This is a genomic window from Hymenobacter mucosus, assembly GCF_900188255.1.
GTDB lineage: Bacteria > Bacteroidota > Bacteroidia > Cytophagales > Hymenobacteraceae > Hymenobacter > Hymenobacter mucosus.
This window is the reverse complement of sequence record NZ_FZNS01000016.1, coordinates 1-15,856: the sequence shown is the minus strand read 5'-3', so window position 1 is coordinate 15,856 and position 15,856 is coordinate 1. Positions and strand designations below refer to the sequence as shown.

Here is a 15,856-nt window from a genome sequence, read left to right as displayed (position 1 = left end):
TAATAAATCGGTAATAACCTAAGACCGGGCGCTACTAGCGCCCGGTCCGGTCCTCGTTCAAATTTTGGAATAAGCGACTCTGCCGATTCGTAATTCGCTTTGGCGCTGAGCGCCGAGCACCGGCTTTCATCATGCCGTGCTCCCCGTATTTCGTATTTAAGGCGAATACCCCGGCCCACATACCCCCACCCAGCACGAGCGTTATCACTACCGTCAGCAGCAGCGGAGTACCCAGTAGATACATGGTCACGAAGGCCGCGAACACCAAGCCGATGCCTGCTACCAAGTAGTATACATTGCCTCCAATAAGCCCGTTGAACTCCCAAGGCTTATTAATGCCGCGATTCAGGTTGTATTGAGGCATGGCGGCGTAGGCTTACAGGAAGAACGAGCGAACTACCGTTGCTACCAGTACCAGGAAAATCATAGAGCCGAACCACGATACCGCCGTTTTCTGCGTGTCTTGGTCGCCTGCGTTCCACTTGCTATACACCTTGATAGCGCCGATCAGACCAAGAACAGCCCCGATTGCATACATGAGCTTGGTAAGCGGGTCGAAATAGTTGGTAACCTGAGTAGTGGCATCCTGAATGCCGCTGGCACCACCAGCTGCGCCGCCGCCTTGAGCAAATACAGCTTGAGTGCAGAGCATGAGCCCGAGGATAGCAATTGACGTGAGAATCTGCTTCTTTTTCATGGTCGTAAAAGATTGGATGAGGGAAAGAAAAAGGTTTAATAATCTGGTTATGAGATGACTAAAGGATTGCTACGCGAACAGGCTCGCTATTTCATTGCTGGTTTCCTTGGTTCGGAGAGCCCATTGCTCGCCTAGAGTAGTATCCGCTAAAGCAGCAGGTCCCTGTGGCTGCTCTCCTGCCTGCAACTGAGCCACGAATGCGGCCACTGTTTCAACTGCAAACAGCTCTTCCATTTCGACAGGGGCAACGTCTGCTTTCGTCGCTACCAATTCCTCAAATTCGGCCAGAGGCTCCCCAAAATCAGCTAGAGGCTCATAGCTGCCAGCGACGGCAGGCTGGTACACTATCTCAGGCTCAATAGCAGATACCTCGATGGCGTGGTGCTTAGCTTCAGCATTTGTATCCGTCTTATTGGTGTCCTCAACCAGTCTTTCTTGGCCTGCAGTTGTGCTAGCACCATCCTTATCCACACCATTAGCCTCAGCCTCAGTATTATCAACGGGCATTTGGTGGGCCTTTCTGCGAATCAGCGCCTCTAGCTGCGGATTTGGGCGGTCCTCCTGCTCTTGCCGGGATTCGTCGGCTGCTATGGCCTCGTCCGTGGCTCCGGCCACTGATGCCGCCGCGTCCATTGGTCCACCATCATCTTCGCTATCATCCCGACCGGTTGCCCTGGCTGTGGAATCGGGCAGCTCCCCTCCTACTACCGCCGCTGCGCCTTCGGGTAGGTTCTCTGCCGCCCCAGCTTCGGGCGCTTCAGTAGTTGCGTCTGCTTCCGCCGTACCGGCTGCCGATTCAGTGGCCGTAGGCGTAGCCACGAAGGCTGACTTTGGCCGCACAAGGGACGGTGGCGCAGCGGCCGTAGTGCCAGGGGCCGCGCCTGCCAGTTGAGGTCCGCCGCTTACCTTCTTTCCTTTTAGAAGGTCAGAAAAGTCATCGCGGTAATAGAGAAATCCTACTACCAAGTAGTAGAGTACCAGTAATACCAGCACGAACACGAAAAACTGGCCCCAGGAATATTGACTAAGCATAGCAGTATAAAGCAGTGGCTGAATCCCCACTACTAAGCTAGAGTCAGGATTCAGCCAGAGCCAGAGTATTTGATGAATGGCAGAAATTGGGTGGTGAGCTGCAAATCCACTACACGAACGGTAATGGCCAATCAGTCACGAATGAGGAAAAACGCTACCCAAGCAGGTGGATACGGTTCTTCAATTCCTCTTTGCAGGCCCGACTAACGGGGATATACTCTTTGCCGAGCAGTACGCAGCCCTCGACATAGGCTTGCACATGGTCCAGGTTGACGATGTGGGAGCGGTGGGTTTTGAAGAAGCAGGGCGGTAGCTTTTGCTCTAGCTCCTTCAAGGTGGAGTCAAACACGTAGCTGCTGGTAGCCGTGTGCAGGCGGACGTAGTTTTGCAGGGCCTCGAAGTACAGTATATCGCTCACTGCTACCCGGACGTGCCCCGAGCCATGACGGACAAAGAAATGCCGGGCAAACTGAGTAGTATTTGGGGCTGAGGTTGCCATTTCCTCACTGGCTGCAGTTCTTGGCGGGGGAACTTCGTAGGCATTATACAGGGCCATTTCCAGTTGAGCCCGTAGCGAATCATCGGTGAAAGGCTTGAGCAGGAAGCCGAAAGGCTGCGCTACCTTGGCCCGGTTGAGGGTAGCCGAATCAGAACGGGCTGTGAGAAACACTACCGGAATGGCAAACTGACGACGTACCAGGATAGCTGTCGCAATACCATCGGTATCACCCTGAATATTCACGTCCATCAATACCAGTTCTACTTGCTGCTCAGCTAAGGTGGCCAGCGCATCATCGCTATTATCAACTGGCTCTAAGGCATTATGACCTAGTCGGATCAAAGCCCGCTGTATTTCGTCCGCAATCAATACTTCATCTTCAACAATGAGGATAGTAGCCATTAGGTCGGCGTTTAAAAAGGAAATGGATAGTCATCAAGGGTGAAAAATTTCGATGCAGGTGCCGGTGGGTACGTTGGGGGAAGCGGTGACGGTTGCTTTCAACTGCTTGGCCAGCTTGCGCACAATCTGCATACCGAGCCCCTGGCCCTCGAAGCCAGTGGCAGGCAAGCCAGCGCCATTATCCGTTACCGTTAAGTGAAATCCTTTGGTTGAAACGCCTTTCAGGGCGATATGCAGGTGGCCCGCGGCCTGCTCACGAAAGGCGTGCTTATAGGCGTTGGTTACTATTTCGCTGACCAGCAATCCAAACGCGCTACCGTCCTTGGCGCACATGGCGACTGGAGCCAAGTCCGTAGATAGCTCTATCTGCCGATGGGGAGTAGCCAAGGATAGACGGAGCGCAGGCAGCAACTCTGCGAGGTACGAGTCAAGCCGAATCTGAGCTAGGTTTTCCGCCCGGTACAGAAACTCGTGCACCAGGGCCATACTCTGAATACGAGCCTGGTTGCCCGCCATTAGAGCCGTAACGGTTGGGTCGTTCGAGGCGCTGCTTTGCCAGGAAAGCAGGCTGCTCACCAATTGCAGGTTGTTTTTAACGCGGTGGTGGATTTCTTGCACCAGCACTTCCTTTTCCGTTACTGATTCCTGAATTTCCGCATTGGCCGAGGCCAGCAAGCCATTAGTCTTAGCCAAGAGCGCCCGACTACGACGAAGCCGCCAGTAGAGCAGGGTGCCAGCCGTTAAACCTAGCAAGAGCAAGGAAGCCACCCCGAGCAGCGCCCGTTTCTGTTGCTGCTGCTCCCGAACCAAGGCAGCGTCAGCGCGGGCCTGCTGCCTCAAAAGCTTGATTTGTTGCTCCCGAGCTTGTACATCGTACTTGACGTGCAGCTGAGCCAGGGCTTTCTTGTTTTCTTGGGCTTCCAGAACACGGTTCAAGGCCGTAGCGCCTACCTCGTAAGAATAGGCTTGCTGATAGTCACCCAAGGCCGCATATGCCTTAGCCAGCAAGGTTGAGGCAGCCCCCTGAAATGGGATTGCCCCTACCCTATTGGCTAGCTCCAGGCAGCGGGCGGCAGCGTCGCGCATTGCCGGATAGTTCCGCTGCTGCTGGTACAGTTCCGCTACGTTGATGAGCGCCCCTGCTTCTTCTTTGGGATTGCCGGAACGCTGAGCATAGCCAACTGTCTGATGCAGGTACTTACTGGCTGAATCCAGATTGGTACGAGTGGCGGCCTGCTGCTGATAAATGCGGCCCATTAACAAGCTTGCTTGACCAGCGCCAAGGGACTTGGGTATCAGCCGGTACATGGCCACCGACTTTAAAGCAAACTTGCGGGCTAGGTCGAAACGGTGAAGCTGAAAGTAGGTGTTTCCCAAGTTGTGAAACACAATTGCGGAATCTTCTACTCCAATGCGCGAGGTACCCGAGAGCTTCATATTTTGATAGCTCCGCAAAAGGTATTTCAAGCTTAGCTCAGCATCACCAGTCGTAGAGGCTGTAGCGCCCATGTTCAAATAGAGCAGAGCCAGTTGCACAGGTTGGTTCTGAGCAGTCGCCAGGTCCACTCCTTGCTGATAGTAGGCCAGGGCCTCATCGTAGTTGCCGCTTTCCGTGTTGAAGTTGGCTAGCGTGCGAAGGATGTTCATCTGGCCCCGCCGATACCCGATTTTCTGCGCTAGTTTCAATGCTTCTTCTGCGGTGCTGATGGCGCCGGACAAGTCGTTCGTGCTGGTTTCCACCGCTAAGCGGCTGAGGCAGTACACCCGGAAGGTATCAGGTACGGCTGTTGAGCGACTAAGCAGGCGTAAGGAATCAATCGGGTAATCCCGGAACTCATACCGTATCGCAGGGCTCGACTGCTGACCTTTCGCTATGACGTTAAGCCCCAGCAACAAGACTGTACAGATTCGGAGGCTTAACATCGGCGGATTGTGAAGTACGTTGTAGAGAGCTATTTCTTGACTTGACGTTGGCGTAGCTGTTTTGCAATTGCCTTTTGAATTTGTGCGTCGTTCTTGTCAATGAACTGAGCAATGAGGTTATGCACTATGTCAGGTGGGGATGCGCCATTGCCCACGACAGTACCCAGCAATAGCAAGTATTGATAGTGAGCATCCGTTAGACGCATAGTAAATACCTTCTTATCGGCTGCGGGAGTAAAGAGCGAAGCAAGCTCCACTTTGCCCACTTCAATAGCAGTCGATGGCTCAGTAGTGGATTCTGGAATAGCTTCTACTTTCGGGGTAGTTTCTACAGCGGGTGCCGCCACAGGAGGGGCTGCTTGTGCAGGCTCAGGTGCCGCTGCGAGGGGTTCAACTTTTGGCGCTGGTATTGTCGTTTCAGGCGCAGGAGTAGGCTCTGAAGTAGTTGGGGTAACAGCTTCATTGCTTGGGGCCACCGAAACGTTTTCTCCCTTTTGTTCTTCTTTCCCGGTAGTGGTTTCCGAGGCTGGTTGCGTTGCTGAACTATTGTTCCGCTGAGTTGGAGCAGGACTATCTAAGTGGTTGCTGGTAGCAGCCATGCTTAGCATCTGGTCTAGTGCAGCTTTCTTTTCTTCTTCGCTTTTTGCTTTAGGCTTCGCCATTAGTGTGTTGGACTTTTAGAAGGTGTTCAGTACGTGTTATAGCGAATCGTCCGAAGTCGTAGCCGCACTGCTTGTGGTAACAGTAGCCGAAGGCATTTCAATAGTTTTGCCGGAGGGAGTGACTTGCCCGGGTCCGAGGACGATAGAAAGTATCTCCATTATCAGCTTGCCCATGCCCAGCTTGTCTAGCTCCCGTTCAGGCAGAGAGAACATCGTAGAACGCCTTTCTTTATAGCCAATCAGCAGTTCTACCCGGCTTTGCAGTAGAGGCAATCCTTTCTCTTCAAAAAACGCCTCTATTTTATCGTAAGTGGATTTTTTCTCCGACTTGACGAAGCGGTTCCAGAAAGCATAAAAACCTAGCAGGTTCGATTCGTCGGGGTCTGGTTGAGTTGATTTAAGGAACCCACCCAAAATCTGCATATAGCCCACCGTTGAGGCAATGGTGCCTTGGTCAGCTTCCATTGGCAGGAAAATGTACTGAACCATGCGCAGCAAGTCAGGAAGGCCGGTAACGTTGATAGTACCCGGAGTATCTACCAAAATGAAGTCGTATCCTTGCTTTTCCAGTGCCTCTATAGAATCAACTGATTTTTCAACGCTCGAAATACTCACCGGATAGGGGGTAATGCCTTGGTTGAGCAGCCGGTCTTTGAAAGCTTCATCGGTTTTGACCTTCTGCAATTCTTGATTGCGGTACACTTGAATAGTGTTCTGCGGGTAGTCACAATCTAGAATAGCCACTTTGTAGCCATAGACATAAGCTAGGGCCGAGGCAACGTGAACACTGATTGTAGACTTACCAGCGCCGCCCTTTTGGGTCGCAAAGGCGATAACTTTTGGTTCGCTCATGGGGTCTGGTGGTTTGAATAGGTGATAAACAAAGATAGCAATTGACTTGAAACCTCAAAGCCTCATAGCCTCAATGATATTTTGGTGTTTAACCTCATAGGCTCTTAACCCCAAAACACCAAAGGGTCAATGAGGCTAAATATCATAATATCATGGCCTCAAAACCTCATAATATCTTTGATATTTAGCATCGAAAAATCATCGCCTCAAAATATCAAGTCCTCAAATTTTCATAGCCTCAAAACCCCAATGCCTCAAAGCCTCATAATATCACAGCCTCAAAACTTCATAAGCAGTTGTCCATCTTCAACAGTAATATTGTTCAGTTATCCGGCCTCAAAACCTCAGAGCCTCAGAGCCTCAAAACTTCAAAACGTCCTAGCCTCATAACCTCAGAATATCATAGCCTCAAAATATCTAGAAGACAATTATCCGGTCGTGCAGTCTAAATAGGTAGCTTCGATAATCGTAGAAGTAGATGTTGAGCCTCAAACCCTCAAAGCCTCAAAGCGCCAAAGCCTCATATAAGCTCTAGCTCTAGCACTGTTCAACGACTGTTCAACGCCCCCGTTCTACTAGCCCGTTTAAACGTACAGCAAGCCATGTCATTGTATATACAAACTTCGTTTATATCTTACAATGACACCGCCAAGTTCGCAGGCTCACTTGGCTTGGCTTGCTAAAGCAGACGACATAAAATAGCCTCATAGATGATTTAGACGTAGCTTAGTCCCACTACTCAACGAAAGCCCCTATGACCAATGAAGCAACCCGGGAACCAGTAGAGCCAAACCGCGACCAGCAAATTAATTTTCGAGTAACCGAGCAGGAGAAGAATAAAATTATAGCTAACGCAAAGGCCGCTGGCTACAAGAAGTATTCTGATTATCTGCGCACCCTTGGCGTACAGGGCGAGGTAAAAGAAGTAATGCCGCCAGAGCTACGGCGGCAGCTCGTAGGCATTGGTACCAACCTTAACCAGATAGCGAGGCGCGTTCAGTCCAGCACCTTGTTTAACACCGACGAGGCCCACTTGAAGCAAGCCTTAGCTATCATTCGCTCCTACCTGAAATGATAGCAAAAACAGTAACCGGCAGCGATTTTGAAGGAGCCCTACTATATGGTGCAGGCTTGCGCCGTGGCAAAGGAAAAGAGCCTGAGGATGCGCCTTTACTGGTAGTATCTAATGTGATTCCAGGTAGCCCTAAAGAAATGGCTGAGGATATGCAGGCCACCGCCGCGATCAGCAAGAAGATACAGAAACCAGTATGGCATACGGTGCTTTCGTGGAAGGCCGACGAGGTAGTAACCCAGGAGCAAAAGGTAGCCGCAGCACGGCGTTATTGTGAGTTAATTGGCGCCCCAATTGACCGTCACCAGGTAGTCGTTTATGAGCACCGGGATAAGCAGCACGCCCACGTTCATATCTACCTAAACCGAGTGCCGATTGACGGAGGCCCAGCCCTACGGACTGATAATAATTTCTACCGTCAGCCAGCCATCACCAAGCAGATAAGCCAGGAGCTAGGGATGCAGCCGATACCCGAACGCCGGCAGAGTTTGGCCGATGTGGACCCCATCAAACAGGCAACCCGAGAACTGGTACGCGAGGCAGTAAAGCAGCTCGTAGCCCAGCCCGCTAATAGCGGCCCGCAGTGGCTGCAAGAGCAGTTAGAGCAAAGAGGTATTGCTACTCGATACCGCCACGACAAAGGCGGCATCCTACGCGGCGTTAGCTTCGAGCTAGAAGGAGTAGCAGTAACCGGCCAACAAGTCGGGTTCAAAGCGGCCCAGCTCCGCGAGATGTTCCCGGCTAGCCAGCAGCAAGTGCCCACGCTGCCAACACCTAGCAGCGAGGACGAGGACGAGGCCAAGACCGCCCCCAAGCAGAGGCCGCGAGGCACACGATTATAGAATTGTACTTATTTAATCCACCCCATTTAATAGTAGTATCATGGAGGACGAGAAGGCACTTAAAAAGATAATGGAGTTTATGCGGCTCTTTGCCATTGTGCTGATAGGCATAAACATCTACTACTACTGCTACGGCTACTTTAGTTTGATGGGATGGAGCGCGGCCGTGGTGGAGCGCATTATGGGCCAGCTTACCAAAAACTCATTCTTGTTCAAGGCTAGCTGGGTGAGTAAAACGCTAGCCGTGGTTTTCCTGTTGCTGAGCTGCCTTGGCACCAAAGGCCGGAAGGATGAAAACGTCAAGGGTATTTCCGTGGCAGGATATGGCATCATCGGCTTAACCCTGATTTACGGCTCTGACCTTATCCGCAGCATTGCTATGTCGCCGCTGGTCGCCACTGCTCTTTACTCGTTGTTGCTTGCCGTGGGCTTTCTGTTGCTGCTGAGCGCGGGTAACTGGCTGAGCCGCCTATTCAACAACGACTTGATGAAAGATATTTTCAACAAGGAAAATGAGTCGTTCCCCCAGGAGGAACGGCTTATGCAAAACGAGTTTTCGGTGAACCTGCGCACAGAATATCAGCTGCGAGGCAAAAAGCGCCAGGGCTGGTTGAACGTAGTAAATCCGTTCCGGGCCACAATGGTCCTTGGTACTCCCGGTAGCGGTAAGTCCTTCGCCGTGATAAATGAGTTCATCCGGCAGCACCTGGCCAAGGGCTTCTGTATGTATATCTACGATTACAAGTTTGACGACCTGAGTCGCATATGCTACAATACGCTGCTAAAGCACCAAGACAAGTTCGACAAGCCGGTGGGCTTCTACGTTATCAACTTCGACAACCCGCGCAAAAGCCACCGCTGCAATCCGCTGTTGCCCGAAATGATGACTGACATTGTAGATGCCTACGAGAGTGCATCTACCATCATGCTAAACCTCAATAAGAGCTGGATTAGCAAGCAAGGCGACTTCTTTGTAGAAAGCCCGATCAACTTTGTAGCCGCTATCATCTGGTTTCTAAAGCTGTTCGAGAAAGGCAAGTATTGCACCTTCCCCCACGTCATAGAATTTCTAAGCCGGGACTACGAAGAAATCTTTCCCGTACTGGCCTCTTACCCCGAGATTGAAAACTTAGTAAAGCCGTTCGTTTCGGCCTTCCAGAAGGACGCGATAGAGCAGCTAGAGGGACAGATTGCCAGTGCTCGTATTCCGTTGGGTAGGTTGGCCAGCCCGCAGCTCTATTGGGTAATGAGTGGCAATGACTTTACGCTCGACATTAACAGCAACGAGGAACCCAAAGTGTTGTGCGTAGGCAACAACCCGGATCGCCAAGCCATCTACGGTGCCGCACTTGGGCTTTACAACGCCCGCTTGGTGAAGCTGGTAAACAAGAAGGGCAAACGGAAATCTTCTATCATCATCGACGAGCTGCCCACCATCTACTTCAAAGGGCTGGATAACCTGATAGCCACGGCCCGGAGCAATAAGGTTTCGACCTGCTTAGGTTTCCAGGACTTCTCCCAGCTAGAGCGCGACTACGGCCAGAAGGAAGCCGAGGTAATCAAGAACACAGTAGGCAACGTTTTCAGCGGCCAAGTATCCGGGAACAGTGGCAAATGGCTGAGTGAGCGGTTCGGTAAGATTCTGCAAAAGCGCCAGAGCCTCAGTATCAATATGCGCGAAACCAGCACCAGCCTATCTACTCAGATGGATAGCATGATTCCGGCAAGCACGATTGCTAATCTAACCCAGGGCAACTTTGTTGGGGCCGTGGCGGATAACTTCGGGGAGGAAATAGAGCAGAAAGTTTTTCATGCTAAAATTCAAGTTGACATTAAAACTGTCACTGCTGAGGCGAAAAACTACCAGCCAATTCCCGACATTACCAGCTTCATAAACCCTGCTACTGGCAAGGACGAGGCAGACGAAATGATACAGGCCAACTTCAGGCAAATCAAAACTGACGTTAAAGACCTTTGTGCGCGGGAGTTGACCCGAATCAAAAGCGACCCTGACCTAAAGCACCTCATCAAAGAGAAAGCCGAAAAGTAAAATGAAAGAAGCCGACGCGCCCAGCCCAAAGAACAGCGCTCCAAATAGCCAGCGTGTAGGTAAACGGTTGGCCATTATTCGTGAGGAATTGGGGAAGCACTACGGCGAGGCTGAATGGACGCAGGCCGCCGTAGCCAAAAGGACCGGCCTAACGCAGAATATCATTTGGCGGATTGAGCAAGGAGAAGGAGGGAAGATTGAAAACTGGCTGAAAGTAATGGGCGTCTACGAGGCCGAGGGCTACAACCTGAATTGGGTCTTAACCAAGCATAATGGACGAGTTGGAAAGCTTCAAATGGATGAAGTGACAAAAAAGGCTCCCGAGCCAATCCGGGCGGCTGTTCAGAAGACCTTAGACCGCCACATAATAGCCGTTGACGAGAAGCTAGAGGCTAAAATGAATGAAATTAAAGAACTGATAGGAGCGCACTTTCGTACTTCCTAAAATCAATATTACGTTCTGTTTTCAATAAGCCGTATATTGATGGGTAGGAGCCGTAGCGGTTCCTGCCTTTCTTTTTTCTACGCCTATCCTATTCACATAAACCCAACTTTTCCAATGGCAGAGCAGGAAGTAGTATCCACCCCGGAGGCCGTAGCGCCTACCCCAGCAGCCCCGCAGGTTATCTATCTAAATGGTCTGCCAAATCCTAAAGGCGAAATTGACCCCACACTATTAAGCAACACCCAGGCCGCTTACAGCCTCTTTCAGTTGAAGGTGGACCCTAACAACCCCAATCGGGCCGAGGCTACTCACCTACCCGGAGCCGATGCCCAACTCATAAACGGCTACCATGCCACCATGCGGCCGATGTTCCACTTGAACGGTGCGCCCACGTCAGGTGAGGAATTTGTACACACCAACAAGCCCGCCATCTTCGAGCGCCAGGGGGAGAGCTGGAAAATGACAGAGCAGGGCAGAGCCAGCTTTGCTTACAGGCCACAAGGCCCCGAGGGAGCAAACTATCGGGTTTCTATCCCTGAGTACCAACCTATTCAGGACGCGCCTACTACCCAGGCCCCGAACAATACTGATTCAGCAGCCGGCGAGCTACAAATCAGGTGGAGGCAGCAGGATAAAGAGGTAGCGCCCATGTTGGAGCTACGCGCCTATGTAGCCCAGCTTGATAAGGCCGGGATTGCCGTAGGAGCCATGAGTTTCGGGCAGCAGCCAGATGGGAAGCTGAGCAGCAGCTTTGACGTGACGTACGACCCCAAAAGCCCCCTGCTTTTGCAATTGGAAAGCACCCTGCAAGCTATTCATCAGGTGAAAAACGGGGTTGAAGTAGTGGAGAAGTACGACCAGACCGTTAATCGTTGGAACTCCCTCAGCCCCGACGACCAGCAGAAGGTGATGCCGGGTGCAGCACAGGTAGTGGATGCGTTCAACTCTAAGCAGTGGGAAAGAATGAATGCCCGTTTAACCACCGTGCCATCGGAGAATCTGACCGGCCCGGAGCAAGCGCAGCAGAGCGCCGCCGCGGTGCGCGTAGAGCAGGTTACCCAATACCAGGGCGTGAGCCGGGAGCAACTGATTCAGGAAGCCCCGAACGTATCTCCTTTGCCGACTACCGCCGCTCAAGCCCAGCAATCGCAGCTAACCGCACAGGCAGCGGAGTTGGCCAGCGAGGTAGCCACCACTACCGGGGCCACGCGCAATGCAGCTGAGGCCAAACTAGAAACCGTTGCCGACCAAGCTATGAACGGACCTTCAACTAGCAAGGCTGAGAAAGCCGATGCGTTGCGCGATGAAGCAGTTACTAAGCTGGGAGTAGGAGAGCAGCAGCCAGCACCTAAAGTGGCCGCAGCACCAGCCGAAGCCGAGCAGCAGTCGGCAGCCGGTGAGCTACAAATCAAGTGGAAGCAGCAGGGCGAGGGAGTAGCACCGCTACTAGAAATGCGGGCCTACCTAGACCAGCTCAAAGATTCAGGAGTAGCGGTTGGCCCCATGAAGTTTGACCGGGGAGCAGATGGTAAGCTAAGCGGCAGTTTCGGCGTAAGCTACGACCCGGCCAGCCCCGACCTGGCCAAGCTAGAAGGCACCATTCAGGGCTTAAAACGGGTAGGCAACGGCGTCGAGGTAGTAGATACCCCGGAGCAGGTTGCCGCTCGTCGCCGCAGTATTGGGGTGGATGGCCAGGACCAAGCTACCGATTTGGGCTATTCCGTTAAGGAAGCGTTCGGCGTAAAGCAATGGGACGCACTGAGCGCCCAGCTCAGCCAAGCGCCGAAGCAAGCTCTCACCGGCCCGGAGCAAGTACAGCAGGAGGCAGGAATTGAGCGCGTAGGCCAGGTGGCCAAGCAGCGGGGCATCACGAAGGAGGAAGTTATTCAGGAAGGCAAGAGCCTGCTTGATATTGACACCAGCGGCAACCCGGTTTCAGCCTTTCTGAAAAACTTTTACGCCCAGCTAAACGGAGCCCCGAAAACCCGCCAGTCGTTGGAGGTCGATTATGACAAGACCCGCCAGGAGTTGCAGCAACGGTTGACCAGACTTGCCGGTAACGCTACCCCAAGCGACCAGCTAAAGCAGGGCACCCGCGCCGAGCAGGTTATACCAGCCCCCGCAGTAGTTACCCCCGCCGCAACCAGCCCGAGCGTAGCCGCTCCCGCCGCAGCTCCAACCCAGCAGCCCACCGTGCCCGCCCGGGCTCCCAAATTCACGGAGGCCGACATTCCTCAAAAGGTACTCGCTACAATGGGCTTGACGGTGGCCGATTTGAAAGCCAGTGGTCAGATGGAAAAACTGCTTAAAGGAGAGAAAACCGACTTGCTGGCCATGCAGGCCAGCGGCAAGGAAGGGCAGGAGCCGGTGAAATTTGATGCTAAGATGGTTTTGCATCGGGAGGCCAACGGTTCCGCTACTCTTAAAATGGAGTTGCCCAAGCGTCAGCTCGAAATTCCCAACGAGATAGGCGGTCAGCCATTCACCCCGGAGCAGCGCAAGCAACTTGAAACCGAAGGCACCGCGGGCTTGGTACGCGGGCTAAAGGATGAAAAAGGTAATACCTACAATGGCTATGTAGGCATTGACAAAGAGATGAATAAGGTTGTAGTATTGCCGGAAAACAAGGTGTCAATCAAGGACACCATCGCAGGCGTTAAGTTGACACCCGAACAGAGTAAGGATTTGCGCGAAGGCAAAGCCGTTGCTCTTTCCAACATGGCGCGAGGGGATGGAGGCAAGCCGTACGATGGAACGGCTCAAATAGTAGCCTCTAAGGCCAGCATCGTTGTAAAGCCCACTCCCGAGCAGCCCATGCAAAAGCAGACGACAGAAGTTGCGCAGTCCACTACGAAAACTGTCAAAACGGAAGTGCCAACAGTAGAAGCACCTAAGCCCAAGGTACGCGGCCCACGGCTCTAAACTACCCGGCCATCGTAGGCCAAGTTTTCTGACCTCAGAAGCCCGAAAGCCCATCTTTCGGGCTTCTATATTTTCCCTACTACCGCACACACCGAGTGCAGCAAGACCCAACGATTACCACGTACTACAATGGAACACGACCTAACTTTTCAGCAAATCAAGGAGCGCGTAGAACTTCCCGAATTGCTTACTCACTATGGTTACACGCTGCAAAAAGGTGAGGACTTAGCGAAAGGCAAGTGGCATGTTTTCGAGGGTGATGATAAGCTCGTCGTGTTCAAGGGTAGGGGAGGGGATTGGATGTATTTCAACAGCCAGGACGATAGGGACAAGGGTAGTGTGGTTGACTGGATGAAAAACCGGGTGAGCACGGGCCGCATCGCCGGTATCGAGCAGCTACCCGGCCGCAACTTATGGCAGAGTGTAAATGACCACTTCCGAGCTTACCTAAACTTGCCCGAGGCCGAACGCCCCAAGCTCACGTTGCCCCCAATTAGTGAAACCGCCCCAGGCGAGAAGTTTCAAAGCATCTTAACTAAGGACTGCCGCCCGCTGGAAAATACGGCCTACCTAGAAAGCCGAGGTATTACCAAAACCACGTTGCAGAATCCGCAATTTGCGGGCCGCATCCTGAACCAGCTTCATACCGTGCAGCGCGAGGGGATGCCCGCAAAGACGTTTGTAAACACGGCTTTTCCCTCTTACCATGAGGGCCGGATAGTGGGCCTAGAGCTGAAAGGCCAAGGCTTCAAAGGGCAAGCGCCGGAGAGCCAGTTTGCCCGCTCGTTGTGGTTGAGCAAGCTACCTGAAGGGAAGCCGCCAACTCACCTCGTCGTTAGTGAATCCGCCATTGATACGCTGTCCTACGCACAGATGCACCCCGGAGAACGGGCCTTGTATGCGTCCACGTCGGGCACGCTAACACAGAATAAGATTTTTGAAATGAAGCGGCTGATGGGTGAGGAAAGGATACCCGCCATCAAGTCAGCTTTTGATAACGACACCCAGGGCCACCACTTTGATACCAGGCTGCTAGCTGGCTTCGCCAGTGAGCAAAACCCGATGAAAGTAGTTCGGGAGCACCCGCACCTGCTGACCGTGGAAATCAACACAGCCAACTTACCCAGCGTCCAGGCGGTGAGCCAACAGCTCAAAGTGTTCAATGCGAAAATCACGGACCAGTACCACCGGGAAAGCGGCGAGCCAGTTTCACCAGCGATACCGCAGACCCTGCGCGACGAGCTAATTAGTTCGGCCAGACAATACCCGAACACTTATCAGTTTCATGTTCCAATGAACCGGGAGGCACTTGGTGCCTTCAACCAAGCCATCGGTCAGCACTTGCAGTATGACCAGAAAATTGAACTGGTAAAGAGCCAGGGCAAAGATTGGAACGAGGACTTGAAGCAGGAGCAGATGCAAAAGGTAGTCAAGCGAGAGCTTGGCGGCGTAAATGAGAACCAAGTAGGTAAAGCCACGGAGCAGCAGGCCCAGGCCGAAGCCCGCGAGAAGGGGGAGCGCCTAGTTACGGTAGAATTCCGCGAGGGCCGCAATGATATATTACAGCTGAACACCGTACAGCAAGACCTAGAGAAAGCGGGCCTGCGCATCGCCCACGCGACGAGATTAGATAGCAACGTTCCCCGCGAAATAGCTACCGAGCTAACCCTACGATACCGGATAGATTCACCCCAACTCCCCGCTATTAGTGCCGCCCTCGACAACCTAGCCACCAACCCCAGGGCCACCATTAATGAGCCAGTGCAGGATGCCACGGAACGCCGGCAGCTAGTCGCCACCCAGCAGCAGGCCGAGCAGCAGAAGCAGCAGGCAGGCCCACAGATTCAGCCCAGCGATTCACCGGCCCATGACCAAGCCCGCTTGTCGTTCGTGCGGGCCGCTAGTCCACTGGCTAAGGAATTGCGCGATAGTGGCGCGGGCTTGGAGGCTGCATTCTTGCAACAGTTGAGCAAGGTTCTAATTCGACAGCCGGAAATTAAAGGCGCTGACCAAGAGCAACTGAACAAGGTTATGGCCAAGCTCGATAAGTCGCCCGCGCTCAACGAAAGCCCCGCCGCGCAGCAGCTACGGCAGGCGGTGCAGGTGCTCACCACGCCCGCCGTAGCCCCTTCACGGCAGGTGCAGCAGAAGCCGGAGCCGCCAGCACAGGACGTGCGCAAACGTGGCCCCAGGCTCTAATTCTTCGCTTTTTCCCCTTTTGTTCTTTTAAGAAAAAGACCCTTGCCGATGTGGTAAGGGTCTTTTTTTGGGTTCTGCTTTGGTTCGTGCGGTGGCCGGGCTATCCAGGGCTCCGCTTCGCTTCGGTCCTAGCGGACAGCTCCCAATGGTCGCTCCCTTCCTATCCCTTGTATGATTACAGTGCCTTTCGTAGAAGGGTAGCCAGAAAAGGAAACGAGGTCACCAACTATCCCTAAATGCGGGGCTTCGGCCCTGACAT

At 53.0% G+C, this 15,856-nt stretch carries 14 protein-coding genes; 6 read left to right on the top strand and 8 right to left on the bottom strand.

Annotated features, from left to right (window positions below; translation table 11 throughout):
- Positions 1–34 precede the first annotated feature (34 nt).
- The 8 genes from CHB83_RS21545 to CHB83_RS21515 all read right to left on the bottom strand — a co-directional run bounded on the left by CHB83_RS21545 (position 35) and on the right by CHB83_RS21515 (position 6,067).
- A complete protein-coding gene (locus CHB83_RS21545) occupies positions 35–364 on the bottom strand; it encodes a DUF4133 domain-containing protein (RefSeq protein WP_089334242.1) in 330 nt (109 codons plus the stop codon).
- Positions 365–376: 12 nt separating this feature from the next.
- A complete protein-coding gene (locus CHB83_RS21540; protein ID WP_089334241.1) occupies positions 377–697 on the bottom strand; it encodes a DUF4134 domain-containing protein in 321 nt (106 codons plus the stop codon).
- 69 nt (positions 698–766) lie between these two features.
- Positions 767–1,729: a prolipoprotein diacylglyceryl transferase gene (locus CHB83_RS21535; protein WP_089334240.1), complete on the bottom strand. Its 963-nt coding sequence runs from the start codon at positions 1,727–1,729 to the stop codon at positions 767–769.
- A gap of 154 nt (positions 1,730–1,883) precedes the next feature.
- Entirely contained in the window at positions 1,884–2,630 is a 747-nt protein-coding gene (locus tag CHB83_RS21530) for a LytR/AlgR family response regulator transcription factor (protein WP_089334239.1), read from the bottom strand.
- 33 nt (positions 2,631–2,663) lie between these two features.
- Positions 2,664–4,553 carry a histidine kinase dimerization/phosphoacceptor domain -containing protein gene (locus CHB83_RS21525; RefSeq protein WP_089334238.1) on the bottom strand — a complete coding sequence of 630 codons (1,890 nt, stop codon included), beginning with the start codon at positions 4,551–4,553 and terminating at the stop codon, positions 2,664–2,666.
- Between the two features lie 29 nt (positions 4,554–4,582).
- Entirely contained in the window at positions 4,583–4,900 is a 318-nt protein-coding gene (locus CHB83_RS23655) for a hypothetical protein (RefSeq protein ID WP_143437238.1), read from the bottom strand.
- Positions 4,882–5,016 (bottom strand): hypothetical protein, encoded by a 135-nt coding sequence (locus tag CHB83_RS24265; RefSeq protein ID WP_262490743.1) that lies wholly within the window; start codon positions 5,014–5,016, stop codon positions 4,882–4,884. Before CHB83_RS24265 ends, CHB83_RS23655 begins: the two co-directional genes overlap by 19 nt.
- Positions 5,017–5,251: 235 nt before the next feature.
- On the bottom strand, positions 5,252–6,067 hold the full coding sequence (locus tag CHB83_RS21515; RefSeq protein ID WP_089334236.1) for a ParA family protein: 816 nt from the start codon (positions 6,065–6,067) through the stop codon (positions 5,252–5,254).
- Between the two features lie 754 nt (positions 6,068–6,821).
- Here CHB83_RS21515 and CHB83_RS21510 point away from each other — a divergent pair.
- The 6 genes from CHB83_RS21510 to CHB83_RS21485 all read left to right on the top strand — a co-directional run bounded on the left by CHB83_RS21510 (position 6,822) and on the right by CHB83_RS21485 (position 15,597).
- On the top strand, positions 6,822–7,142 hold the full coding sequence (locus tag CHB83_RS21510; protein ID WP_089334235.1) for a plasmid mobilization protein: 321 nt from the start codon (positions 6,822–6,824) through the stop codon (positions 7,140–7,142).
- A complete protein-coding gene (locus CHB83_RS21505; protein WP_089334234.1) occupies positions 7,139–7,981 on the top strand; it encodes a relaxase/mobilization nuclease domain-containing protein in 843 nt (280 codons plus the stop codon). Before CHB83_RS21510 ends, CHB83_RS21505 begins: the two co-directional genes overlap by 4 nt.
- A gap of 40 nt (positions 7,982–8,021) precedes the next feature.
- On the top strand, positions 8,022–10,031 hold the full coding sequence (mobC, locus tag CHB83_RS21500) for a conjugal transfer protein MobC (protein ID WP_089334233.1): 2,010 nt from the start codon (positions 8,022–8,024) through the stop codon (positions 10,029–10,031).
- 1 nt (position 10,032) lies between these two features.
- Positions 10,033–10,476, top strand: a complete 444-nt coding sequence (locus tag CHB83_RS21495; RefSeq protein WP_089334232.1) for a helix-turn-helix domain-containing protein — start codon at positions 10,033–10,035, stop codon at positions 10,474–10,476.
- A 114-nt stretch (positions 10,477–10,590) separates the two neighbouring features.
- Positions 10,591–13,398 carry a DUF3945 domain-containing protein gene (locus CHB83_RS21490; protein WP_179225600.1) on the top strand — a complete coding sequence of 936 codons (2,808 nt, stop codon included), beginning with the start codon at positions 10,591–10,593 and terminating at the stop codon, positions 13,396–13,398.
- 129 nt (positions 13,399–13,527) lie between these two features.
- Positions 13,528–15,597: a toprim domain-containing protein gene (locus CHB83_RS21485; RefSeq protein WP_089334230.1), complete on the top strand. Its 2,070-nt coding sequence runs from the start codon at positions 13,528–13,530 to the stop codon at positions 15,595–15,597.
- The last annotated feature ends 259 nt before the right edge of the window (positions 15,598–15,856 follow it).